21 protein-coding genes and 4 pseudogenes are annotated in these 24006 nt (G+C 33.6%); 3 read left to right on the forward strand and 22 right to left on the reverse strand.

Annotated features, from left to right (window positions below):
* Window positions 1–140: pseudogene (locus CQZ94_RS27480) on the forward strand (tyrosine-type recombinase/integrase); the annotation flags it as partial.
* A gap of 85 nt (window positions 141–225) precedes the next feature.
* On the opposite strand, the gene CQZ94_RS31405 reads toward CQZ94_RS27480, so the two are convergent.
* From CQZ94_RS31405 to CQZ94_RS27570, 19 genes and pseudogenes are all read right to left on the reverse strand, one after another.
* Window positions 226–393 carry a hypothetical protein gene (locus CQZ94_RS31405; RefSeq protein ID WP_000625960.1) on the reverse strand — a complete coding sequence of 56 codons (168 nt, stop codon included), beginning with the start codon at window positions 391–393 and terminating at the stop codon, window positions 226–228.
* A gap of 226 nt (window positions 394–619) precedes the next feature.
* Complete coding sequence (locus CQZ94_RS27485) at window positions 620–2158, reverse strand: thiol-activated cytolysin family protein (RefSeq protein WP_105588031.1); 1539 nt, start codon at window positions 2156–2158, stop codon at window positions 620–622.
* A gap of 320 nt (window positions 2159–2478) precedes the next feature.
* Window positions 2479–2673: pseudogene (locus CQZ94_RS27495) on the reverse strand (DDE-type integrase/transposase/recombinase); the annotation flags it as partial.
* 190 nt (window positions 2674–2863) lie between these two features.
* Window positions 2864–3136 (reverse strand): annotated as a pseudogene (locus CQZ94_RS32280) (DUF3994 domain-containing protein); the annotation flags it as partial.
* 30 nt (window positions 3137–3166) lie between these two features.
* Window positions 3167–3766, reverse strand: a complete 600-nt coding sequence (locus CQZ94_RS27500) for a DUF7018 domain-containing (lipo)protein (protein ID WP_308728122.1) — start codon at window positions 3764–3766, stop codon at window positions 3167–3169.
* Between the two features lie 24 nt (window positions 3767–3790).
* Window positions 3791–4324, reverse strand: a complete 534-nt coding sequence (locus tag CQZ94_RS27505; protein ID WP_105588032.1) for a DUF7018 domain-containing (lipo)protein — start codon at window positions 4322–4324, stop codon at window positions 3791–3793.
* Between the two features lie 23 nt (window positions 4325–4347).
* Complete coding sequence (locus tag CQZ94_RS27510; RefSeq protein WP_105588033.1) at window positions 4348–5283, reverse strand: DUF7018 domain-containing (lipo)protein; 936 nt, start codon at window positions 5281–5283, stop codon at window positions 4348–4350.
* Between the two features lie 33 nt (window positions 5284–5316).
* The gene (locus CQZ94_RS27515; RefSeq protein ID WP_105588034.1) at window positions 5317–5943 is read right to left on the reverse strand and encodes a hypothetical protein; all 627 of its coding nucleotides are present in this window, start codon (window positions 5941–5943) and stop codon (window positions 5317–5319) included.
* Window positions 5944–6844: 901 nt separating this feature from the next.
* Entirely contained in the window at window positions 6845–8011 is a 1167-nt protein-coding gene (gene dltB, locus CQZ94_RS27520) for a D-alanyl-lipoteichoic acid biosynthesis protein DltB (RefSeq protein ID WP_105588035.1), read from the reverse strand.
* Window positions 8012–8103: 92 nt separating this feature from the next.
* The gene (locus tag CQZ94_RS27525) at window positions 8104–8700 is read right to left on the reverse strand and encodes a TetR/AcrR family transcriptional regulator (RefSeq protein WP_105588036.1); all 597 of its coding nucleotides are present in this window, start codon (window positions 8698–8700) and stop codon (window positions 8104–8106) included.
* A 597-nt stretch (window positions 8701–9297) separates the two neighbouring features.
* Window positions 9298–10443, reverse strand: a complete 1146-nt coding sequence (locus tag CQZ94_RS27530; protein WP_105588037.1) for a hypothetical protein — start codon at window positions 10441–10443, stop codon at window positions 9298–9300.
* Complete coding sequence (locus CQZ94_RS27535) at window positions 10440–11777, reverse strand: F390 synthetase-related protein (RefSeq protein WP_105588038.1); 1338 nt, start codon at window positions 11775–11777, stop codon at window positions 10440–10442. Before CQZ94_RS27535 ends, CQZ94_RS27530 begins: the two co-directional genes overlap by 4 nt.
* Window positions 11770–12621: an MBL fold metallo-hydrolase gene (locus tag CQZ94_RS27540; protein WP_105588039.1), complete on the reverse strand. Its 852-nt coding sequence runs from the start codon at window positions 12619–12621 to the stop codon at window positions 11770–11772. Before CQZ94_RS27540 ends, CQZ94_RS27535 begins: the two co-directional genes overlap by 8 nt.
* Window positions 12618–13604 carry an NAD-dependent epimerase/dehydratase family protein gene (locus tag CQZ94_RS27545; protein WP_105588040.1) on the reverse strand — a complete coding sequence of 329 codons (987 nt, stop codon included), beginning with the start codon at window positions 13602–13604 and terminating at the stop codon, window positions 12618–12620. The genes CQZ94_RS27540 and CQZ94_RS27545 overlap by 4 nt, the downstream gene beginning before the upstream one ends.
* Window positions 13601–14764, reverse strand: a complete 1164-nt coding sequence (locus CQZ94_RS27550; RefSeq protein WP_142395952.1) for an ATP-grasp domain-containing protein — start codon at window positions 14762–14764, stop codon at window positions 13601–13603. Before CQZ94_RS27550 ends, CQZ94_RS27545 begins: the two co-directional genes overlap by 4 nt.
* Window positions 14754–15743, reverse strand: a complete 990-nt coding sequence (locus CQZ94_RS27555; protein WP_105588041.1) for a beta-ketoacyl-ACP synthase III — start codon at window positions 15741–15743, stop codon at window positions 14754–14756. The genes CQZ94_RS27550 and CQZ94_RS27555 overlap by 11 nt, the downstream gene beginning before the upstream one ends.
* A 414-nt stretch (window positions 15744–16157) precedes the next feature.
* Entirely contained in the window at window positions 16158–16514 is a 357-nt protein-coding gene (locus CQZ94_RS27560; protein WP_105588042.1) for a hypothetical protein, read from the reverse strand.
* 77 nt (window positions 16515–16591) lie between these two features.
* Window positions 16592–18547, reverse strand: a complete 1956-nt coding sequence (locus CQZ94_RS27565; RefSeq protein ID WP_142395953.1) for a M56 family metallopeptidase — start codon at window positions 18545–18547, stop codon at window positions 16592–16594.
* Between the two features lie 2 nt (window positions 18548–18549).
* On the reverse strand, window positions 18550–18948 hold the full coding sequence (locus CQZ94_RS27570) for a BlaI/MecI/CopY family transcriptional regulator (RefSeq protein WP_105588044.1): 399 nt from the start codon (window positions 18946–18948) through the stop codon (window positions 18550–18552).
* Between the two features lie 186 nt (window positions 18949–19134).
* Between CQZ94_RS27570 and CQZ94_RS27575 the strand changes: the two genes are divergently transcribed.
* Window positions 19135–20565, forward strand: a complete 1431-nt coding sequence (locus CQZ94_RS27575; protein ID WP_105588045.1) for an IS4 family transposase — start codon at window positions 19135–19137, stop codon at window positions 20563–20565.
* A 272-nt stretch (window positions 20566–20837) separates the two neighbouring features.
* On the opposite strand, the gene CQZ94_RS27580 is transcribed toward CQZ94_RS27575, so the two are convergent.
* From CQZ94_RS27580 to CQZ94_RS27590, 3 genes are all read right to left on the reverse strand, one after another.
* Window positions 20838–21218 (reverse strand): ammonia permease, encoded by a 381-nt coding sequence (locus tag CQZ94_RS27580; protein WP_105588046.1) that lies wholly within the window; start codon window positions 21216–21218, stop codon window positions 20838–20840.
* A gap of 38 nt (window positions 21219–21256) precedes the next feature.
* Window positions 21257–21730 (reverse strand): helix-turn-helix transcriptional regulator, encoded by a 474-nt coding sequence (locus CQZ94_RS27585; protein WP_105588047.1) that lies wholly within the window; start codon window positions 21728–21730, stop codon window positions 21257–21259.
* Between the two features lie 302 nt (window positions 21731–22032).
* A complete protein-coding gene (locus tag CQZ94_RS27590) occupies window positions 22033–22359 on the reverse strand; it encodes a hypothetical protein (RefSeq protein ID WP_105588048.1) in 327 nt (108 codons plus the stop codon).
* 1409 nt (window positions 22360–23768) lie between these two features.
* Here CQZ94_RS27590 and CQZ94_RS27595 point away from each other — a divergent pair.
* Window positions 23769–23891, forward strand: a pseudogene (locus CQZ94_RS27595) (IS110 family RNA-guided transposase); the annotation flags it as partial.
* Between the last annotated feature and the right edge of the window lie 115 nt (window positions 23892–24006).

The following is a 24006-nucleotide window of genomic DNA, read 5'->3' on the forward strand; positions in this document are numbered from 1 at the left end:
ACTACAAAGGACTAGCACCTCATGTAATAGCGGCTGCAGTAGGTCATAAAAATGATAGAACTACAAAAGAAAATTACTTAAAGCAAAGACTTACTAAAGATAATGATGCAGGAAATTTAATTGGTGATGATGAATTTTAATGTGTAATTAATATACAATAAATTTAAAATAGGACAAGGTGAAACCGATATTGGTTTCACCTTGTGTTTAAATGGTTTTAAATATTTATACTGCATAGACTTCAATTTTTGTAGGATTAGAAAAGCGGCGTTCTAATTCTTTTTTGATTTTTTCAATGGCAAAGAACGCAGAAGATGCATATACAGTGATTACTTTTTTTATAAAAGTATTACCTGTTATTAAAATGTATCTTACTGAATATGATGAAATCATACTCTCACCCTTTCACATATCTATTGTGTTTAAGATATATGCCGATAGGTGTGGATATATTCTCAAAAGATGTAAAATAAGTAAGCAAGTGGAGGTTCTGTTGCAAAGTTTTCTAAATGTGGTTACACTCCATCGCCATCTGATGAGTATGCTATATTTGAGAAAGATCCCGATAACTTGTGACCAAGTAAAAAAGCACCCTGTTTACAGGGTGCTTCACTTCTACCTAATGACTAATATTAGCAGTTGGGTATAAAGTTGTTCCTCCAATTGAAACTTTTATTTCATTTGTCAATGGAACATTTTGTTCATTAATAATTGTTCTCCACCATTCCCATGCAAGACCTGTACATTCTCTCGCTACGACTTTTACATTTTTTGAATTCGGTGGAAGTGGTATTACTGTAGAGTAATGAGCCGTTTTATCTTGGTTGTTTCCTTCCCAAGTTTTATGGGTTAATACTTCTTTCCCATTTCCATCATATGAGAATTCATCCCAAGATACATCAAATTGAGCAACATATGCACCGTAATGATCAAGCGTCATTTTCGCACTTGAATATTCTGTAGTTGTCGTCTCGATATAATCTGTATTGTTATGAACAGCAGCCGTTGCGTTATCTTTTAAGAAAGTGCTTGTATATGAAATTGGGTATGCTGGATTTTTAGAACTTAATTCTGCATTATCTTTAATGATATTTCGGATTTCATTAAAATCTTTTGTAACAACCTTGTTATGCTCTTTTGCATCTCCGCCTAATACCACAGCAGTAAAGGTACTTTCTTCAAAAATATCCTTGTACTGTCCACTCGCTTCAACGCCTTGACCCTTAATTAAAGCTTTAAAAGCAGATTGTACATCTTTGCTTTTAGATGATGTTTCTAATTTTACATAAACTGTTCTGCCATAAGCTACATTTGACACCATAACAGGCGGGGCCACATTACTTACCCCTTTACGAGTTAACTCATCAAACGTAACACTATTATCAAAAAGGTCTGATGGATTGTTTGGTAGTTCTGCACTTACGGTATAAAAGATTTGCTTATATGCCGCAACCATCACTTTTTTCTCTCCATCTGCAATCGCTTTAAAATCAATGTTCAGTGCATTGTCAAGATATTTAGCATTAACATTAAGAGCACTTGCGATTTGAGACTTACTATACACCATAGATTCAGTATACTGCATTCTTGCAGGTAACGTATTTGTTTTTGAATACTTTTCATTCCAAGTAGATACTAACTCATCTACTGCTCCAGACACATTACCATATGTAGGATTTTGGACAGTAATTGTATTTTCTTTTCTCATGCCAGGTAAGTCTATACTAATATTCAAAGGCTTTCTCTTAGCCACTAATAAACTAGGTTGATTATCTGCAAAAGCTTTATTTGCAAGTTGTACTGCTCCTGGATAAGTACGATTAGCCACAGAATCAATAATCGAAATATCGACTGGTGAAGTTGTAAGTGATTTTTTCTCACGTTCAACTACTACAAATTTACCATTTGAATTTGTACTTTCTTTCGGAACAAAACTCTCCACTTTATCCCCATTTACTGCTAAAACCTCTTGATTGTTATACTTTAGATTTGTTATGCCAGTATCAATGTCAATAGCTTGTTTTGGTGCATTAGCTGAATTACTTTTAGGTGTTTCAGCGAAGGAAATAGATGAATAATTAATAGTGCAAAAGCCGATTAATAAACTTGCTAGTAATTTTTTTCCTTTAGTATTTTTTGTAGTCTTCAAAAAAATCAACTTCTTCCTTTTTTTCGTATTAAGGTATGATAATTATTTATAAATAATTGCTAAATAATGAACTTACATAAATGCTTTTAAAAGTTCTTGAACTAATGGGAGTACTCCACCTACAAATTTTAAAATTGTCATTGCGATTGTCATATTATTTCCTCCTCTTTTGTTGTTGCTAAGATATGATTTATCTTTATGCTTTCATTATAGTAAGCGCTTACATTTTTATCAATACATTCTTATATGCAATATTGCATATAAGGGTTCTGGTGCAAATACTTAGGAAAGATATAAAGAGGCGAAAAGTTTCCTAGTGGAATCTAGTCTTAAGCAACAATTCCAAATAGTTGATGGATGAACTTCACTTGATTTTGGACAGACTTGTCCAGTAAAATAAGTTGCCCTTTTTTTACCATATGCATAGCTTCTATTCCAGAAATAATGGATGTAGCTGTGCGAAAGGATTTCAATCCTAACATCGAACGAACTCGCTTTTTAATAAATCGATGATCTTGTTCCACTTGAATAAATTTCGCTTTTCCATACTGATCACGCACCTTTTTTAGAGTAATAGTATCAGTATGTCCAAGATTTAGAGATTAATTGCAATTATCTTGAAGTTTTTGCACCAGAACCATGTAAACAGACTACCTTTTGTTAGATAGCCTGTTTACATTTCTTTGTCTTACCCCTTAGAACCTTTACAGTGACTTACTTAGGTTTTACCACGTCTATCTTGTTTCCGTCAGCATCCATCATAACTAAGGAATCCGATGTGAAATACATAACATCATAGTCTATAGATTCTTTCATTTGACTAGGGTCTACCTTCTTACCGTCTTTTACAAACTCGTCTATTGTCATCTTGACTTGTTGCTTTTCTGCATTATAAGACCATTTACCTTGCATATGAGTAGTCTCATAAGGTGTGTTATTCACATCATCGTATATAATGTATGTACCATCTTCCTTAAAGTCTAATCCTTTAGTAAACTTACCACCTTTTGAACTACCTCATTCACCTAGTAACTCTTTACCGTTTTGAGATATTCCTACACTTTTATTTTGAAGTTCATTAGCTTTTGACTTCATCTTTTCGTCATATGCATCTTTAATCGGTTTGTATCCTTCTTTTAAGTAGTCATTACCTTTAAGCATTAACTCCTGTAATTCCTTTGTCTTTTCTTTACTAATAGAACCACTTTTTCCAAGTTTAATCTGTGTTTCAAATGCTTCCTTATAACAGTCTACTGCTTTTAGAATCGTCTTATGTGGTTCTTCAAATTCTTTAGGTGGTTCGACTTTATCAAAATCAGCAAGTGCTTCATTTACTTCGTCTGCTTTTTCTAATATTTCTTTGTTTAACGCCTTTATATCGTTGCTTCTATCCTTTGTTTTAGCAGACAGTTCCACTAGTTCAGCTATCTTCGTCTCTAATGTGTTATCTAATGCGAACATACGAGCCATGTAGTCAGTTCCCGATAACTTTTCTTTCTCTTCTACTTTTGTTTTTGCTTCTACTTTTGTATCTGCTTTCTTCTCTACTGAATCTGTAGCACAACCTCCTAATAACATGATTGGAAGTGCTAAACTTACTAGTCTCTTTGCTTTCATAGTTGTATACCCTTTTTGACAAGTTTATTGTAATACTGCTTTACTGTATTCTTTACCTATTCTCTCAGATGTTTCTTCCCATAAGTTACCTGCTTCTGTTATAATCTCTAAAGCTTTATTTGAGTTTTTAGGGTCTGGCTTTTTTATATAGTCTATTTGGTATTGAAAACCAGTACTGTACATCTGCATAGCTTTATCAACGTCTTTATGTACCTCTTCGAATTCTTTTGGTACTTTTAACTCTCTAGCTTTCACTGACAAGTCTATTGATTCTTCTGCTAGTTTTATATACTTATGTTTGTTATGAAATGGAAGGTCTTCTCCTTGGAGTAAATTATCCATTTCCGTTACTTTATCCTCCATCTCTAAAGCTATGTCTGAAAGAGAATTAATGTAATCTTCTATTGAATAGTTACCTACATCTACAGGTTTCACTTTATCTACTTTTCTTTCTTGTAGTGATTTGCTGTCTGACTTGATGTTTACTTTATCAGAGGAACAACCACTAAACAATAGTAGGAGTGGAACAGTAACACCTATTAGTTTATTAAACTTCATTTCTCCTACCCCTTTTTTTGTGATTATTTACGTCTTTCCCCTGTTATAGTATTACCTTTACCGTCAGTCATTTTTAGAGAACCTGCTCGTAAGAATTCAAGTTTATACTCTACAAATGCATTTGTATTCTTTGCATCTATTTTCTTACCGTCTTTTACAAACTCAGTAGGTAACAATGTAACTTGTTTCTTGTCTGCATCGAACAACCATGTTCCTGTCATATGATTGTCTTCATAAGATGATTTACCTGTATCATCATAAGCGGTAAATGAATTATCTTCACGGAAGTCTAAGCCCTTATGGAACTCAGAACCTTTATAACTACCCCATTCGCCTAGCAACTCTTTACCGTCTTTTGATACTTGTACATTGCCATCCTCAGAATCAGAAGTTGAAGTCTTATCGAATTGTACGCCTGTTTTCTTACCAAGTTCGTTTGCTTGGTCTAATTGGGCGTCTTGAAGTGGTGCATAGCCTTTATTCCAATACTCATTACCTTCTTTAATTAAGTCCATTGACTTTTGAGTTTTGTTTCTGTCTTCGTCTGTAATTTTCCCTTTACCTTTTATGATTTCAACTTGTAATGAATAGGCTTTACTATAACAATCTACCGCTTTTAGGATTTGTTTATGTGAGTCTTCAAACTCTTTTGGCGGTTCTATTTTCTTAAACTTAGCAATACTTTTCTGTACCTCTGACTCTGCTTTTATTATCTCTTTCTTCAAAACCTTTTCATCTTTGTCTTTATCCATTGCTATCTCAGTTATATCTGTAATTTTCTGTACTAACTCAGAAGAGAGGTTTGTCATACGTGTTGGATACTTCTCTTTTGACAACTTCTCCTTCGTCTCTGCTTTAGACTCTACTTTCTCTTTCGGCTTTGCTTCGGTCTTATCAGTACCACAACCTACTAACAACATGAAAGGTACTGCTAACGCTACAAGTTTCTTTGCTTTCATACATCATACCCCTATTTGAATGAATTTTGATTATTAGTTTGTTTTACTTGCAATACTCTTTGTTGCTTCTTCGAATAGCTTTGCACCTTGATTTGATTTTATAATTGATTCTTTCAGTTTACTTTCACTCTCTTCCTCTACTGCTTCTGAAAGGAGTTGGAATGCATCATAATATAAGTCCATTGATTCTTTTATCTTGTCATGCTCTGCTTTCAGTTCAGTTGGTGGTTCAAGATACTTTATTTTTCTTACATATGCTTGTGACCCACCTGTTACAAGTTGTATTTCACTCTTCTTTAAGCTTACTGATTTAATGTCTGATTTTGCTGAGTCTTCAATCAATCGTAGTGTTTCGTCTATTTTATTTGCATTGTCTAAAATATCTTGCTTGTATTTGTCAACTTCTGAACCAGTTACCTTACTAGAAGAGTTGGAAGAACTAGTAGAGTTAGAAGTACTTGACTTACTTGTCTCCTTATCTTCACCTTTCGCTACAGATAAGCTATCCTCTTTCTTGCTATCAGTTGACTTACTCTCTTTTTCTATCTTTTGCGTTTCTTCTTTCTTTGGTTCAGCTTTCTTACCATCAGTTTCAATTGTAATACAACCACTCAATAACATAACTGGTAACGCTAAACTTACTAATTTCTTTGCTTTCATGATTCCTAATACCCCTTTATTTGTAAAATTTAGTGCAAACAAGTTAATATACTTAACTAAGAAATTTTCCCCGAATAATTTCTTAGAAACTACTATCCATAGATTACCTGTATATTCATAATCTTTCTATATATATCATTTTACAAAGAATTACAAATATGGTCAAAGGTATTTATGTAGTCTTTAAAGGTAAATTTATTAGATGAAAAGAAAAGTTTTATTTTTAAACCTTTTCTAATACGATCAATTGTTCATTTTCTAACGAACAAATTACAAACGAAGGTTGAGTCGTGAACGTCGATTCATCGTTATTACAACAAAACAAAGGTGAAGAGGCGGATCAATAATGAAGAAAATTAACCTACTTATTGCCGGGGTGCTAACTAGGGTTAGTCGCTTGCGGTACAGAAGAAACAGAAGTCAAAACAAAAAAAGAAACGAAGAAAACAGAAGAACAACAATGCCAAGAACGAGAAAGATACAATAAAATAATAGTTGAATGGGAGTCCAATACATATTATTAAAATTAAAGTGGTTCAAGTCGGAGGAAGGCACCTTAGGGTGTCTTTTCTTTATTTTCAAAAGGACCTGCTCAATTAATACGTAAAAACATAAGGTAAAGTGAATCCATTAAAATACATGAGTGACCTTAATTTTCCCCTCCTACTCAAAGGAGAGATTAAAATGGGCTTTGGTGGTAGTTGCAGTAGTTGTGGTGGCGGCTTTTCTTTATGGGGTACTGACCCATCGCCATCAAGCTAAAATTTTATAGTACCCCCAAAACGAAATTTTGTGCTAACTTGTGACAAAAAAGCTCATCTTTTCGTTTTGAGGTAATTCTGAATTCTTAAGTCGATGGGCATGTATGGTGACCCCTAGTTGTGAGAAAAAAAGTTTTTCATTAAAAATAATTGTTTAGGTGCCCAGAGAAGATTAGGAAACCGAAACATACGAAATGGAATGTAATCACAATTGCAAGGACATGCATGAACGTATTGTTGGGCCAAAATTTATGCTTCTTGTTTTTTCGTTCGAAAATATCAAATAAAATAAACAGAACAATATGATATAGAGCATAAATCATATATTGAGCAATATGATGACCAGTAATGTGCCAAATTCCCATGACAAAAAAGTTTAAAAAGACGCCAATATATGAAATCATATAGCGATTTTTAATGAGCTTTTTCTTTGTTGCAAAAAAGACAAAGCGCATGTAAATAAAATCACGGAGCCAGAATGATAAGCTCATGTGCCAACGATTCCAGAAATCTTTAATATTACGACTGATAAACGGTTTATTAAAGTTTTCTGGTGTTTTAATCCCCATCATATAACTAACACCGATTACGAATGCACTATAACCCGCAAAATCAAAGAATAGATAAAAACTATAGCTATACATGTAAATCATATTTGATAAAATTGTATCTTGTTGAGCGAATATCGCATCCATAATATGTTGTTTTATTAGATATGCAAGTATAAATTTATAAAGAAATCCTTGGAAAATACGATTAATACCCATGTATAGCAGATTTTGATATTCTTCAGCACTTGGTGGTTTTTGAATATCTTTTTGGAACCTGCGATACCGATCGATAGGTCCGGTCGAAATAGCAGGGAAGAACAAAATGAATTCCCAGAAATTTAAAAATGAGCATTCTTTAATTAAGCCATCGCGAATTTCAAATACCATTTGTACTGCCCTGAATGTTACATAAGATATACCAGTAAAAACAATGAATTTTAATTCAGGTACAAATGGTGCAATTTTTGCCAAAATTAGTGGCAAAATCGACAAAATAACAGCCATGTAAAACATGAACGTATTATTATTTTGTTTTCTTAGTAGTAAATAGCTTTTAATAAGGACATATTGCCAAATAATAAATACTGCTAACATCATTGCTTGATTTGGTTTATCCGAGAAGATAATAGCAAGCATAATTAGAGTTAAGATAGCATTATATTTACGCAACATTTTACCTCTTAATCCAGCTACGATAGTAGGTATCAATAAAATCCCCACTATAGCAAAAAAATAAAATGATCCATATGCGATCATGCTGTAACCTCACTTTATAATGTTTTGCAATCCTTCATCCCATTTGGTGTCATGGAATAATGGATTGGCACATGAATTTGGAATTATATAGTTTAATAATCACTCATTGCGTTTTTTGGGTTACAGATGCTAATGAATACTTTTTCTATAACCGCATATGCCGGAGCAATTTGTTCCTCTGAAGCCCCATGCATAACTTGTAACGCTAATCCATTCATCGAAGCCAATAAAGCCCTGGAAAACGCTTCTAAATCTGGTATTTCCACGTTGGAAGTTTGCGCATATTCTTGAATTAGGTCTATCAGTTGGTTCTGTAGAACTCGAATTTCTTCCATAATTTTCGGTGACCAGGCTGCTGCTGCTAATAAACTAAAATACACTTTTCTCCATTCAGAACTTTTGAACTGGTGATGTACTACAAATATTAATTTTTTCATTTTCTCTGAGAAATCTTGTATATTTGAGAGTTCCTTCTGAATTTCTTTAATCTGTTTTTGCATGACATAAGAGGTGGCGTTAACTAATAACCCCTCTTTTGTTGGAAAATAATAATGAATTAAACTTAAAGTAATTTCCGCTTTTGTAGCAATATCTCTTAATGTAATAGCGGTTGTACCTTTTTCAGCTAAGCATTCAAACGTAGCAATTAGTATTTGATCCCGAGTAGCTGTTTTTTTAGAATTAGACATTGTATTTCACCTTCTTATTTTTAGTTTGGTCAACCGACCAATAAATATAAATTTATACTACTCTATTAGAACGTTTTTTACAATATTGAGTACCATCCCCATGTCCACCAAGCTAAGGTTTTGAAGTACACCTTAAATGGAAATTCTCTTTCTCTACAGTTAGTTATTTTGAGAATCCAGCTCATTTTTTCTTTTTTGGGGTACTGACGCATCACCATCAAGCTAAGGTTTGGTTTTCTATGAACTTTCGTTCTTGTTGACTACATGCTTGATATTTTGTTTTTTTGTTTTTGGGGTCCCGCCACATGCCCATCAAGCTAAAATTTTATAGTACCCCCAGAACGAAATTTTGTACTAACTTGTAACAAAAAAGCTCATTTTTTCGTTTTGGGGTATTTGCTTTTTTTAACTTGATGGTGATGTGGCGGGACCCCTACTATCAATTTTGTTCTTTGTGAAATGAATTCCTTTAACTAATTCATTTCCAAGCGAATCAAGTGTATCCTGTAACCCGAAAAAATTATTTTCATATGTAAAATCTAATAATATACTTACTACTTATAGCTCCTACACATTACGAGTCTTATCTCTTTTTTTTTAAAAGCGATGTTTTTTTGCCATCGGTTCTATACATGTATTTAATATCCAAGTTAATACTTTCCATACCTTTTGTTGATTAGGTGGCAAATGAGAGTGATACATATAACTGTATTCAATCTGCTGTTTTGCACCACGATTTCGTTTGAACTCTCCAGCCCCAGCACTACGATGACAAATTAAATCTTTTTCGATAGAATCCATTGTAATAAGGAGGGAAAGAATACGGTATAAGCATTGATGCTGATCGGAGTTTGTATTATAGCCAAGGATAGGAGTTGTCATAACTCCATCTCTAATAAAATAAGCAATGACACCATCTATTGTATCTCCTTTTTTTATGGCCTTTATCTCAAATAAATGATGCTGAAGAGCATTCCATAAATAAGCAGGTGTAAACATTGGATTATGAACAGAATATTTTTCAATATATAGTTGGTTGTATAACTCGGAAATTTGTAAAATATCCTCTTTTGTAAATCCTTCATTCGTAATTATTTCGTAATTGCTTTTCTCTAATAAACTTTTATCGTTTAATAAGTCTTTTCGTTTTTTTCGATTCATTTCTTTATAGTGTTTTGGATCAAATAAGTATATAGAACGAGACATAATTTTATTGTAACCTACTGTAGATAATGCTTGTGTAATTGTAGGATATAATTCGTTATTTAAAGAGCGAAATAGAATTGTATGCTCTGGAAATTTCTCAACAAATAAATTCGTAATCTGTTCGATTTGTTGTTTGTTGATAGAATGATAAAGATTTGTTGAAAGCATCCAATTATTTACGACAATTACTTTATTAATATTCGTTCGTCGTAGCCAACTTCCCATAAGATGAATCGGATAGGTAAGTAGCTTCTCTAGCCATGGTTTTTTTAACTCCCATAACTCTTCTAATGCATAGGATATGTAATGTGTATAAGGAGAACATACATATGAATTTTCGAACTCCGCGTTATTAATAGTAACTGGCAAGATGAGATCATCAATTTCTAATAGAAATAGCTGAGTGTTAACATTTTCAATAAATGCTGTAACGCCCTTTTGAAAGAGGGGCAGGAAGCTGTCTCGTACATATGCTCCATCTTTTTTTGAGTCCCAGTCAATGCTGTGCAAGGAATGAACATTATGTAGCTTAATCATATATGTTTACCATGCCTTACAAGGCTTTCAATTCTTTTTAATTTTTTATCATATAATTGAATATCGTAATCTGAAAAGAAAAAATTTGGTATATCACACTTTTTAGTAGACCACAGTGTATGTAACTCTTGTATTACATTTGATTTACATGGTTTGAGATGTTTAGGTGGTACTTTAAGTTTAATTTCAATTTTGTCTATGCTGTGCTGTATCACTTTAAACTCTTGAATTTCATTGGATGCAAACAAAATGGCTCTTCGAATGAAGTCAGGAAAAATAGATATCTCACTATTATCCAATTCACTTATTCCAATAAATATATCATCGCATCGACCATCAATTCGTTCTAAGGCTAAGAAGGGAGAACCACAGATGCATGCCGTTTTTTTCTCAATTAATATGTCATTGAGACGGTAGCGTATTATAGGCTGTGTTTTCCTCATGAAATCAGTAATAATGGGAACGAATATCCCGTTTTCCTGATCTAAGTATTCTTTTTCAATATGAACGAGATCTTCATTGATGTGTAATGTACCCTGTCTGCAGGTGGTAGCAAGAAAACCTTCTGTACATTGGTAAACTTGGTGTACTGTCTGTTGGAAAGTTGCATGAATAAACTCTCTATCAATATCTTCAAGCACTTCTGCTACAGAGATAATTTTTTTGGGACAAATCGTAATAAGTCCTTCTTGTTGCCAGTAAGCGATTTTCCGTAACATAGACGGAGGTGCGATTAAAATAGATGGATTTACTTCATTTAATCGAGTGATATGCTTATGAAACGAATCTAGTAAATCAAAAAAATGAAATGAGATTCGCTTATTTTTTGTTGCTTCGTATAAATTACTATTTGCACGTAAGAAAAAAGCAATCGTGTGTTTATGTAGAATGCTAGAAGGAAGCACCTTTCCAATAACCGAGCCAGCCCACAATGTTTGTTCTTTCTCGGAAACGAGAAAAACCCCACGATTGCCACTAGTACCTGATGATAAACCGACAGTTATATTACGAATTGTTGGAGAGAAATTTCGGGTCTTTTCTGCTTCAAATGCTACACGAAATGCATCTGCCTTTGAAATATCAACTGAATTTAATGTATCGAAATGTTCCATCATTACTTCTTTATCAATGATAGGGAGTGCAGCCAAATTTCCCTTTTGAATTTCTTGTAAAAAAGGAGTATATAACTGGCGATAGAAAGGAGACGCCTCTATAGTGAACAAAAGTTGTTTTTTTATTTGTTGTTTATGAAATAGTTCCAATTGTTTTCGGTTTGAAAATTTCAAGCAATATTTTGTTTTCAAGTATTGCTGAAGAATCCGTAATTTATTCATAGTGCACCCCTGCTTTAATTTTATCCCATGTATGTTCACAATGAGTTGGTAGAATTTCAATCTCAGGTGATATTTGCGATAAATGGTGTAACTTCTCAATATTCTGTCGGTAAGATTTTGGGTCGCTAGTTAAAAGGTTGGCAATCTTACTAGGAAATACAAGGTTTTTATAAGTTTTACTTAGCCACACTGCGTCTGCACAAAGAAAGACAATTTTATTACTATGTAAATGGACGAATAGACCAAATTGTCCAGTTGCATGTCCTGTTAAGTCGACAGCAAGTAATGAGCCATCATCAAATACATCGTAACCCTCTTCAAATTCCCCATATGTAGAGGGTAAATTAAGAAATGGAGTTTGATCAATGAATGTCATCCTTTGCTCTAAATCAAGCGGTAGTGTATCTTTTAGGCATCCTTTTAATAGAGCACCAAATTTACTTCTCTTTTTAATATCCTCATAAGCTTTTGCAAAGGTTAGTATTTTGGCTTTTGGAAAGTCGGGCAGACCAGCTGTATGATCGCCATGAAAATGAGAAAGAATAATATATTTAATTTCTTCTGGCTGAATACCATCAAGTAGTAGTTGCTGTTTAATTGATTGCTCTTCTGTAAAATGAACAGGGGTAAGTTTTGCATATACAGAGTAAGGGAATTTTTTCGTTGCTTCTTTAAAGTGTCCAGCATATCCAGTATCAAATAAAATATACCCTAAGATTGGATGCTGAAGTAATCCTACTGTAGCTGGAAAACGGATTTGTTTCCAACTGCCCTTGGAGTATGCAATTTTTTCTGGATGTGTGCAATATCCTGTATCATATAACTTTAAAGATTTGATTTTCATTGTAATTTCCACCAGTCTACAAATTTTGTGATTCCTTCTTCTATACTGATCTTTGGAGCGTATCCTAGTTCTTTTTTAGCTTTATCAATACTTAATGTCTGGCTTTTTGAAAGGACACTAACAGTATATTTTGTGAGAATAGGTTCTTTTCCGAATAAAATAGTTTTTGAGATTCCTTCTAATATAGCAGCTAGTGTAAAAGCAGTTTTGTAGGAAATTTTTTTATATTGTACCTCCTTATCAAGGCGCTTCATTACATTTTCAATAACCTCATATAAATTTACACGTTCGTCATTTGTTATATTGTATTTTTGTCCTAATGTATGTATTGGAGAATGCATACAAAGAAGTAAGGCATCTACAACATTCTCGACATATGTAATATCAACGAGAACATTTTCTGTACCAATTCTCGGTAAGGCGCCTTTTTCACATACTTTAATAAGGCGTGGAAGAATAGCGTTATCTCCTGGACCAAATAAAGCGCGTGGACGTATCGTGATAACTGGTAAACCATGATTGAAAGCTTGATCAACAGCTTGTTCAGCGATGTACTTCGTTTTTGCATAATGATTTACAAATGTATCAGGAAGTTTCGCGTTTTCTACTACATCTTGTCGCTCATCATAATAGAAATAAATACTTGGTGTTGATACATGTATAAGGCGTTTAATACCGGACTTTTGACTTCCCTCAATAATATGTTTTGTTCCTAACACATTCGCATTGTAAAAATCTTCATATTTGCCCCAAGGGGAAGAAAGTGCGCCGCTATGAAAGATATAATCTTTATCTTTACAAACTTGTAGAACACGATTCCTGTCTTCAAGAGGACAATATACAAACTCAATTCCATTTTGTTCTAATAATTTACCAATTGTTTTATTTCTCCCGATTGCCGTTACTTCATAGCCCATATTCATCAATCGAAAGGCGAGTTTTTGTCCTAGAAAGCCTGTTCCACCAGTTACTAGCATTTTCATAAATTTTCACCGTCCCATGATATGTCATATGTTGTTTGCTCTAAAATAGTCCGTTCATGTTTATAACTTTCACGCCATAATTTATACATGCTAAAAAACTGATAAAAAAATGGTTTCCAATCCGTGTGACTATAAATGATATCTGGATAGGAGCATAGAACTTTTAACCATCGCTTACGTTTTTGTTTACTTTTTAAGTAAGGGAGTCCATATAAAAGCATTGCTAACCGAATTGCACACTCAGAATGTGGTTTCGGAATTAGTGTATTGTTTACTTTTGCATTAAAAAAAGCGGGTAATATTTCCTCATCGAATAAATGTAATCCACTTGTAGTACGTGGATTACATTCAATTGGAATAGGATCTCCATTCTCTGTAATGATAAAATCAAAGGCAATTTGTCCAGAGAAATCTAGCTCTTTTACAATATGCCTAACAAACTGTTCAATTTTAGGATGATTAATATGTTTAAACGCAATGGTAGCGCCTAAACCTGCCGTGAATACCGTTTTATAGGTAGAGTGAGCTAACACTTCCCCAGATCGTGCGATACTGTAGGAACAATGCTGTGTTCCTTGTATAAACTCTTGAATGATATAATTTGACTTGTCTACCATAATTTCTTTTATAGCAGCCTCTTTTGTAATAAATTCCACTTTATCAGAAAAACGTGAAAAAATCGGCTTTAGCACAAAAGGCGTATTAGCTGGTGTTTGGTGAATCATTGAACTTATGGCTTGTTCATTATTTATTCTATACGTTGTAGGAACTTGCCAACCTAAATTCGCTACTAACTGAATAAATTCCCACTTATTATGAAGTAATGAAAGTTTGTGAAAATCGTCTACTAATACATGACAAAATGGACTTAATTCTTCTTTATGTCTAGATATATAAAATATTTCTTCACAAGTTGGAATAAGTAAATCCACATTATGGCGTTGAATAATTGATAACAGCGCATGTATACTTTCATTTGTTTTCCACTTTGGAGAAGGAATTTCATAAAAGTAATCAGCACTTTTTGAAACTTTGCTTAATGGATAAGGAATACTATCTGCCATAATAACCGTATGCCCATTGTTATGAAACAGTCTGCATAAATGTAAAGCAGCTGGTGCACGTGCCCCTGTAATTAATACTGTTTTCTTAGTACTCAAGAAGGATGCCCCCGATAGAAAGTCCTGCAGAAGTACCTAGCAATAATATTTTATTTCCGCGTTGCACTTTCTTTTGTTTAATCGCTTCGAAAAGGGCGACTGGAATAGATGCGGAAATCATATTACCGTAGTCTTCAAAAATGGTCATAAAGCGCTCTTCATCAACTCCTAATTTTTTACGAATCAGTCTCATAGCTGGTCCACTTGCTTGGTGAGGAACAATTAAATCAATATCATCTAGGGAATAACCAGTATGCATAAGTAGTTTTTCGATAAAATTCAACAGATACTTAGAAGATAGTTTAAAAATAGCTCTGCCATTCATATCGAACAGGAAGTCTTCTTTTCGCTCTTCGCTATATTCCCTAGGATGAATCATCGTTCCACCGCCACGAATTTCTGATAGATGCGCACCAGAGCTATATGTTTCCATACGAGAAGCTATAATAGAAGATGTATGATCGCTTTTTGTTATCACAACAGCTGCCGCACCGTCACCGAATAAAATGCTACTTTCATTTTGTCCCCAATTTAATCCCACAGAAGAAATTTCAGAAGAAATGATAACAACATTTTTGTATCTCCCGCATTCAATTGCGTAAGAAATTGTATCAAGTGCTGTTATGAAACTTAGGCATGTTGAGTTGATATCAAAACATGGAATACCAGAGTGCTGTAGTCCGAGCTGTTCTTGAATAAGTGATGCAGTAGAAGGGATTGCCTGTTGAATCGTTCCGCTTCCACAGATGATACAATCGATATCAGCCCATGTTAGCTTAGCATCTTCCACAGCTTTTTTTGCAGCTTCAGCACCCATATAAGAAGATGTTTCACCATCAACAAAGTATCGTGTTTTTACCCCAGCTTTTTTTAATGTCCAGCCTTCTGGCACATCTAGCATGCGATCTATTTCAAAAGAATCTACCTTTCGTTTTGGTAAATATGTGCCAATTCCTTTTATTCTAATATATCTTTTCATTCTCTATCGCCTCTTAATCTTTTTATAAATTTAAAAATTCCGTTATATCTGTATATTATTGCGGGGAAATACAGAGAATTTCTTATGAAATTTGGGTACTCCCTTAGGGCCCTCTGGTAATGTTTCTCTGCAAAAAAGAGCAAGTTCTCAAGTAGAGAATTTGCTCTTTTTGCATGAGGACCCTTCAAATATATAATATAGAAAAAACTTTTATATCAATCTAGTCATATTATAACAATTATATGGAAATTTTTATTAGTTTTTCATAAAATAATTAAAATATGCACAATCATAGAATGGAAAACGAATTACGAGCTTGGGTGAAATAATATTTTATTGGGCAGTGAACATAAACACATAGAATGAACATGCAAGTAATGAACTTATCTTTCACCAGCAATTCCTGTTTAATAATTACATGAAAAAAAGCTTCCAATGTATTGGCTCAGTTACTAATATATAAACTATTACAACATCATAAAACCCTGTCAATATAAACAAGACGAGAGATGCTAAGATATATATTCCTGCATATCCTCCATTGTCCTCTGAAACATAATATGCAATTAACCCGAATACAAAAGACATCACTAGAAATGTCATTTGTAAAATATCAAGTACAATCGATATTCTCATTTCAGCAGGAGTAAAATTACTGCCAGCATCGTTAGCAGAATAGTTATAATCCCCATATGAAAATATTAATATCCAAGTAATAAAAAACAACATCATACAAAGTAGTGCTAAGGTGTTATATTTGTTAGGATACATTTCTTTTTCTCCTTGTACTTATGTTTAATATAACTAAAAGGTGTTCTAAGAATATAAACCTTCAAATCACCTCTTTATTATTTCAGCATTGAAAGCATTATTTTTTCCAGTTCCGCTTTATTCACATTACTATCGAACACTGCTTCCCCTGGATTGTCTAAACTATGATTTATGATGACTATCTGATATGCACTGTTCTTTCCTTTTGCAGGAACAATCATCTTCATACCTTGTAAATTACTATCCGAGTTATCAGTAGCGTAGAATATTTGATTTCCTTCTAATTCGTACTGTTCAATGTTTTCTTCTACAGCAAACAAAGCATGGAACGGATCTTTACTTTCTCCAAATATTTGTGATTGATAAGTTGTATAGTTTCCTTTTCCGCTCGTATATTCTAATTCAATAATTAATTCAGGCCTTCTCTTAATAAAATAATTTACCTTTTCATCCTTAAGATTGTACCCTTCAATTGTATAAGTTGGCTTCTTAATTTGAAAATCAACATGCTGCTTTGCTTCCTCTACTGTGTATGTTATAGATTTAAACACCTTTTCCTCAAACGGGGCCAATTGATTATAAAGTTTATTTAAGTTTTCATTATCCGCTCGGTTTAAACGTTCCGGTTTAAAAGTTTTTGTATTTCCTTGGAACTGGTACTCTGAATCATTTCGAAACATCCCTTTTTTCTGAAGAGAAAGAGTTTCCTTATACAATTGTATATACTGTTCAAGCTCCTCTTTTGTTAAAGCTTTTTCAGCTAAATATATAAAATCTGTCTTCTGTTGATATGTCTTTTTAGAAAATCCCCACTCTTTACTCGCATTTTCTTCTGTCCCTAATAATGTATCCACAGCATTTTGGAAAGCATCTTTAGACTTTTGACTTTTTTCTATCGCTTGTCCCTTCTGCCTTTCTTCTCCTTCTATTTCACGTGCATTGAATAAAGAAATAGATGCAACAGCAACTATGGCGATAATTCCAAGTGCAGACCAGCGATAGGATTTCTTTTGGAATTTCTTAATCATAAGAATTCTCTTTTTTAGCGTTCGTTTATTTCTACTTAAATTAGCTAGATTCGGTGCTTGATAATAACTTGAATAATGTTCTAAAAGAGTAATAATTGTATGTCCATATGCAATTTGTTCCTCTGATTCGATAAAAGTGAGCGCAAATGCATCACAGGCTAGTTCTTGATCTTCTCGCATACATGAATAGGCATACCAAAGAATCGGATTAAACCAATTTAAAATGATTAAACTATACATAACCCAATTTACAGCTATATCTCTTCGTTTCATATGAGATAGCTCATGGTAAAAAATATATTGTAGTTGTTGCTCATTCAATACTTTCATATGTCTGCTTGACAATAATACTCTTGGGCGAAAGAATCCAAAAACAGTCGGACTTGAGATTTTTCCAGCCAACCGTAATGGAATTTTCTTCTTAATTGCCATAGATTTTTTACAGTTCTCAAAAATCCCAACAATTTTTTCATCCGTAATATTTGGTTGCTTTTTTATGTAAGTAAATAACCGTCTATTCATAATACATGTTATCGTTGCTAGAATGACAACTCCAAAAAGCCAAATATATAAAGTGACTTTATAAACGGAAAATGTAGTATCTTCTTTCTTTTTATTACTGTCTGTTTGGTCACTCTCTTTCATTACATTTACGGAGTTAGATTTGTAACTACCCTCTTTTGTAGTTACTGTAGGATTCGTTTTATCTTCTGACACGCTTTCTTTTGGTATAGCAGAAGTAGTATTCTTTTGAAAAACCTCAGACACACCAGAGCTATATGAAAGAAGGGAATAAATACTGTAGGAACTATCTGGTGACCATGGTAATAGAAGTCTTACAATTAAAATCATCCATAACATGTACTGCCATCGCGGGTTTAACTTGTTTCTAAGCAAGATTTTGACACATAAGATTAAACCAACTAATATACTTGCCATAATGGATGTTTCTATCACCCAATCAAAAAATCGAGGTAGATAGACGTTTACAAACATATCTATCATCATTATCTATCCTTCCTCTGATTTCCCTCAGTCTTTTCATCCAGAATACGTTTAAGTTCGTTAATGTCTTCTGAAGATAATTTTTCTTCTTTTAAGAAATTCACAAGTAAAGGCTTAAATGCCGCACCATAGAAACGTTTTAGGAGAGATTTTGTTTCTACTTGTAGATAACTATCTTGCGACACTAAAGGATAATACGCATACATACGACCTTTATCTTGATGGTAAGAAACAGCTTCTTTTTGTACTAATCGATTAATAAGCGTTCGAATTGTTTTAGGTTTCCAATCCGTTGTTACCTGAAGAGACTCAATCACTTCATTTGCTGTTTGAGGAGATTTTGACCAAAGAACTTTCATGATTTCCAATTCAGCTTCCGATATTTTAGGTAATTCTTTCATTAGGTAGATTCCTCCATTGTATTACATTTGTAATCCGTAACATAATATTACAAACGTAATCTATAGTTGTCAACCATATTTTAGGATTACAAATAAATTTTCTTAAAATTAAAGAAATTAAGCGAAAAAACAATGAAAATAAGCTATTCTTTTCATAGAAATATATAGAAAGGATGGCGTTTTTGTATGTCTATTTCTGTATCTGATGAATTACAACTATTTGCTCAAGAAATTCAAAGCTTCTTATCCCCAAATATCTTACAAGGTCTTGCTAGAGATGTTGGTTTTGTCCAGCGAACTAGTAAGTACCAAGCAAAAGATTTAGTTGCTTTATGTGTATGGATGAGCCAAAATGTTGCTACTACTTCTTTAACTCAGTTATGTAGCTGTTTAGAAGCATCAACAGAAGTACTTATCAGTCCGGAAGGACTGAATCAACGATTTAATGCCACATCCGTGCAATTTCTACAACAATTGTTAGCCGAACTTCTCAACCAAAAGTTATCTTCAACTAAGCTGATTTCTTCTCCATACACCTCTATTTTCAAACGTATCCGTATTTTAGATTCAACTGCATTTCAACTTCCCGATGTATTTTCATCTGTTTATCCAGGTGCAGGAGGATGCAGCCATACAGCGGGGGTGAAGATTCAGCTTGAATATGATTTATTAAGTGGACAGTTCCTACATATTCATACAGGTCCAGGGAAACAACATGATCGGACCTACGGTTCTCTGTGTGTCCCAACTGTGGCAGCGAATGATTTATGTATTCGAGATTTAGGTTATTTTCATTTGAAAGACCTTCAATATATACAAGATAAAAAGGCTTACTATATCTCTCGTATTAAGTCAAATACACGTATTTATCAAAAAAATTCCACCCCTGATTATTTTCAAGATGGAAGAATCCAAAAAGGGACAGAGTATATACAGATAGATATGGAGGTCTTAATGAACTCTCTTCAGCCAGGACAAACATGTGAAATATTCGACGCTTTTGTAGGAATGACTGATAAAGTACCAACTCGCTTGATTGTTCATCGGCTAACAAAAGAACAACAACAAAAACGATTACAAGATCAAACTGTAAGAGAAAAAAAGAAAGGAATGAAGTATTCTCCTCGTAGTAAACGACTCAGTGGTATCAATGTATATATGACAAACACCCCTACAGATATTGTCCCGATGGGACAAGTACATGATTGGTATTCTTTACGTTGGCAAATCGAAATTTTATTTAAAACGTGGAAATCATTCTTTCACATTCATCATTGTAAAAAGATAAAACGAGAACGATTGGAATGCCATTTGTATGGACAATTGATTGCCATTCTACTCTGTTCCTCTATTATGTTTCAAATGCGGAAATTACTTCTCATAAAGAAGAAACAAGAGCTGAGTGAATATAAAGCCATATATATGATTAAAGATTATTTTTCTCTTCTGTTTCGATCCATACAAAAAGACACCCAAGAATTATCAAAGATTCTTCTTCGTCTGTTTAACCTCCTACAGCGAAACGGACGAAAATCGCATCGATACGAAAAGAAAACAGTCTTTGATATATTAGGTGTCGTATATAATTGTACTATGTCGGACAATCTAGCGGTCTAATAAAAAAATGAAACCCGTTAGGGTTTATTTGATATGCATAATTTCCAATGATCTATACTAGTTTTTTAGAAAAAGATGAAGAGTTCTTCTGAAACTAACCTTTCCTAACCTTAGCTTGATAGCAATGTGGCGGTACCCCTATAAGTGCTATAGCATCTCCTTTTGATTTACTGATTCATAAAGAAAGACAGAGATTTATCCTCTACCTTTGTTACGTTATCCTATTGGATTAAGTCACCATATAGTAGTAGATGCGTTGAGTTTAGTAAAAACTATCTGATATACATTGAATCAGGTACAGACATTAAATAATAGAAAAGGTCGCCTACTATTCCACTAGTAAAAATAATAAATCCCATATTGCGTATGCCTTTAATTTTTGACCGTAATCCAATGAATGCTGCTAGTAGCCCAGTTAAAGAAAATAGAATCCAGTATAGTTCGGTTGGAATGGGAAGATATTTATCTCCATCAACCCCCATACCCCAAAAAACATAAGGCAGTACGACAAAGGAAACGCTGAGTAACCCCATTACACTGGCTAGTAATTTGCGATATTTAACACCAGTAATAATTAGATAAATCCCACCGATAAAACCGCATAATACAAGATAAGGTACATAGAGAATCCAAAGAAGACTCAAGATGATCATATGTAATTTCCTCCTATTTATTTTCGCTCATTGTATTTTTAAGGGGTTATTTGATTTTCTGAATCTGTTGCTAATTTATTAAGTTGATCTAGTGCTTCTTCTTGATCAAACGAATTAAACCAACGGTAATCATGTTTGTCTAAAATACGATAATGCTGGCTAATCAGATTTTGTTGTAAACGAAAGTTTCCTTTTTCTTGAATCTGTTTCCACCAGACTTTTCCTCCCAATGTTTTTTCTTTGAAGTTGCTAGTTCTATTGTGGGCCATTGTTTCGATTACTACTAATGGATCATCCCCAAGAGAAGACTGTAAAACCTCACTATCCCTAAACAATGCACAAATAGCAACGGTGTTGGTCCAACCTGCATTCGTTCTCCCTTTCTCAATTTGAACAAGCGTTTTTTTTGAAATGCCGAGAACTTCAGCCATTGTATCCTGTGTATATCCTTTTTCAGTACGTATTAACTTTATTTTCGTTGAAATGAGTTCAATTGTAAGCTCCTTATTCACTTTCTCCCCCCCAAAAAGTAACAAATGTTTTATTTAGTGTAATTTTACACCAAAATCAATCCATTTTCAACTCGCCCCCCTAAATCTTGTAAGAAATATTCGAATAAGCCATAAAAATGGTCATTCCACAGTTATCCATGAGAAGTTAGCTCGTTTTGGGGTGCTAGAAAATTCTTAAGTTGATAGCGATGGGGTATCGCCAGTATTTTGGAAAAAACCCACGCTAAGCAAAAAATACAATAAGCTGCCCATATGGACAGCTCATTTACATAATTATCGTTAGCGGAAGTCATTTTAAAATTCTATGTGTCGATTTTTTCTTTGCCCTTACGGATAAACCACCATATTAAAGCCACAAATAGCACGAAAAGCGGTATTATTTGAATAAAGAAAAATCCTTTCCAAAAATAAAGTGGATTATTATATGTAAATTCTGTTGCCGCCTCATTTGTATAAGAAACAAACGAACCTACCAAATAAGCCATTGGAATTGTGGTTAGATTTATCCCTAGAAAGACCATTATCAATGATAGGTTTTTATCTTTAATTTTTGGTGAACCAGACTTGATAAATAAAAATGTTGCAGTGCCAAATATAAGAAAAAGTGTTATTACATAAAAAATTCCCATAATACCCCTCCATGATTTTAATTGTACCATCAGCAAAGAAAACTTTGTGCAAATTTGGATGAATAGGATATTCATGCTCGGTTAACATAACGTCTCATTATCGATAGTATCCAAGGAAGCTAGCTTTGTCGTTTTGTGGATATTTCAAAATCTTAGCTTGATGGGCATGGCGTCCTACCCCTTATTGAAAGTAAACTACTGGCTAAAAGTTTATATTCGATATTTTAAACATTTACAACTAAATTTATAATAAATTTCTCAATATAGATATGACTGTTAATTATGGTTTTAATATTTAAAATTAACAAAAATATACTATTATAAAATTAAGATAGTTTTTGCCTTTGTTTTTCCCTTATGCTAGAGATAAGATCATACTCTTCGATCTTATCTTTTTTATTTGTGGATTTGTAACAAAAAAAGAATCCTTTACAATAAAGAGATCCAAGTACAGAAAAAGTACACATATTATTGTTAGCGTGAGGTAGAGAATGAACTGATTCTGTTATTCATCTTGGCCGAGCGTCTTTAAAACCAATGAAAGACTTTTGTAACACTTTTGAAAGATTTTTGAAAGATATTTAAAGTAAGATAAGCTTATCGCTAATGTATATGCAAAACACTCTATATTTTATTTTTATAATGCAAGATGTGTTAGAAAAATAAAATTGATCAAACCAAGCTTCCCCAAAGCTTCTTTGAAATAAACAAAACCCGCAGAAAACATTCTTGTTCTCTGTGGGTTTTGTTTATTTTATTTTTTTCTTGAAACAAGTGTTGTTTTATCATAGAAGCGATACCGCCAGCATTTTGGAAAAAAACCATGCTAAGGATTTTTGAGTCATTTTAACGCTAATTTAAATTGTGTTGCATTAATACTAGTTTGCATTAGTCTTTTTTAGTTCTAATGCAACACAAATGATGTTGTGTTGTATCAAAATGTTCTTAACGGGACAAAACTCAAAGGATTTTATGTCGAAATTTGCTTAACTTGGTTTTTTTCCGTTTTGCGGTCGGTACCCCGTCTATAACTTTATTATTTGTAAACAATGATCGCAAAGTTGCACTTCTTCCAGAAACACCAGGAACATGAGATGCAGATGCTCGAGCTGGCCAACAAAGACAGTTCATATTGCGTGATACGAAAAGTAGCCACATGGTTTTAATAAACCACATGGCTACTTTTTTAACATTCTTATACCATAGCTAATGCTGAAGCTTGTTCATCGACAACAATATCCAATTTCAATCCCAGAGTTTTTGCAAGTAATTGTATTGTATCGATACGCGGAATTACTTTAGCGCCTTCAATTCTCTCGATAGCTGACTGTTTTAATCAGGAAGCAAGGCGAGCTTTATATATAGCAGTGCAGTGTGGCTTGCGCAAAGGAAATAATGAGCGGATTAAGGCCTACTATGATAAGAAAAAGAAAGAGGGCAAGCCCTACAAGGTGGCCGTGATCGCCTGCGCCAACAAGCTTCTACATCACGTTTATGCCATCCTTACCCGAGGCGAGCCCTATCGCACATAACCAATAAATTCCGTAGACTTCCCCGCCGATGGAGGTTTATTTGTCATTTCCATAAACATTCTTTTAGGTACCAAGGCAGATCTGCTTGACAAACATTAGCTGGTTTTTGTGCTTG

The organism is Bacillus sp. MYb209 (assembly GCF_002975175.1).
GTDB lineage: Bacteria > Bacillota > Bacilli > Bacillales > Bacillaceae_G > Bacillus_A.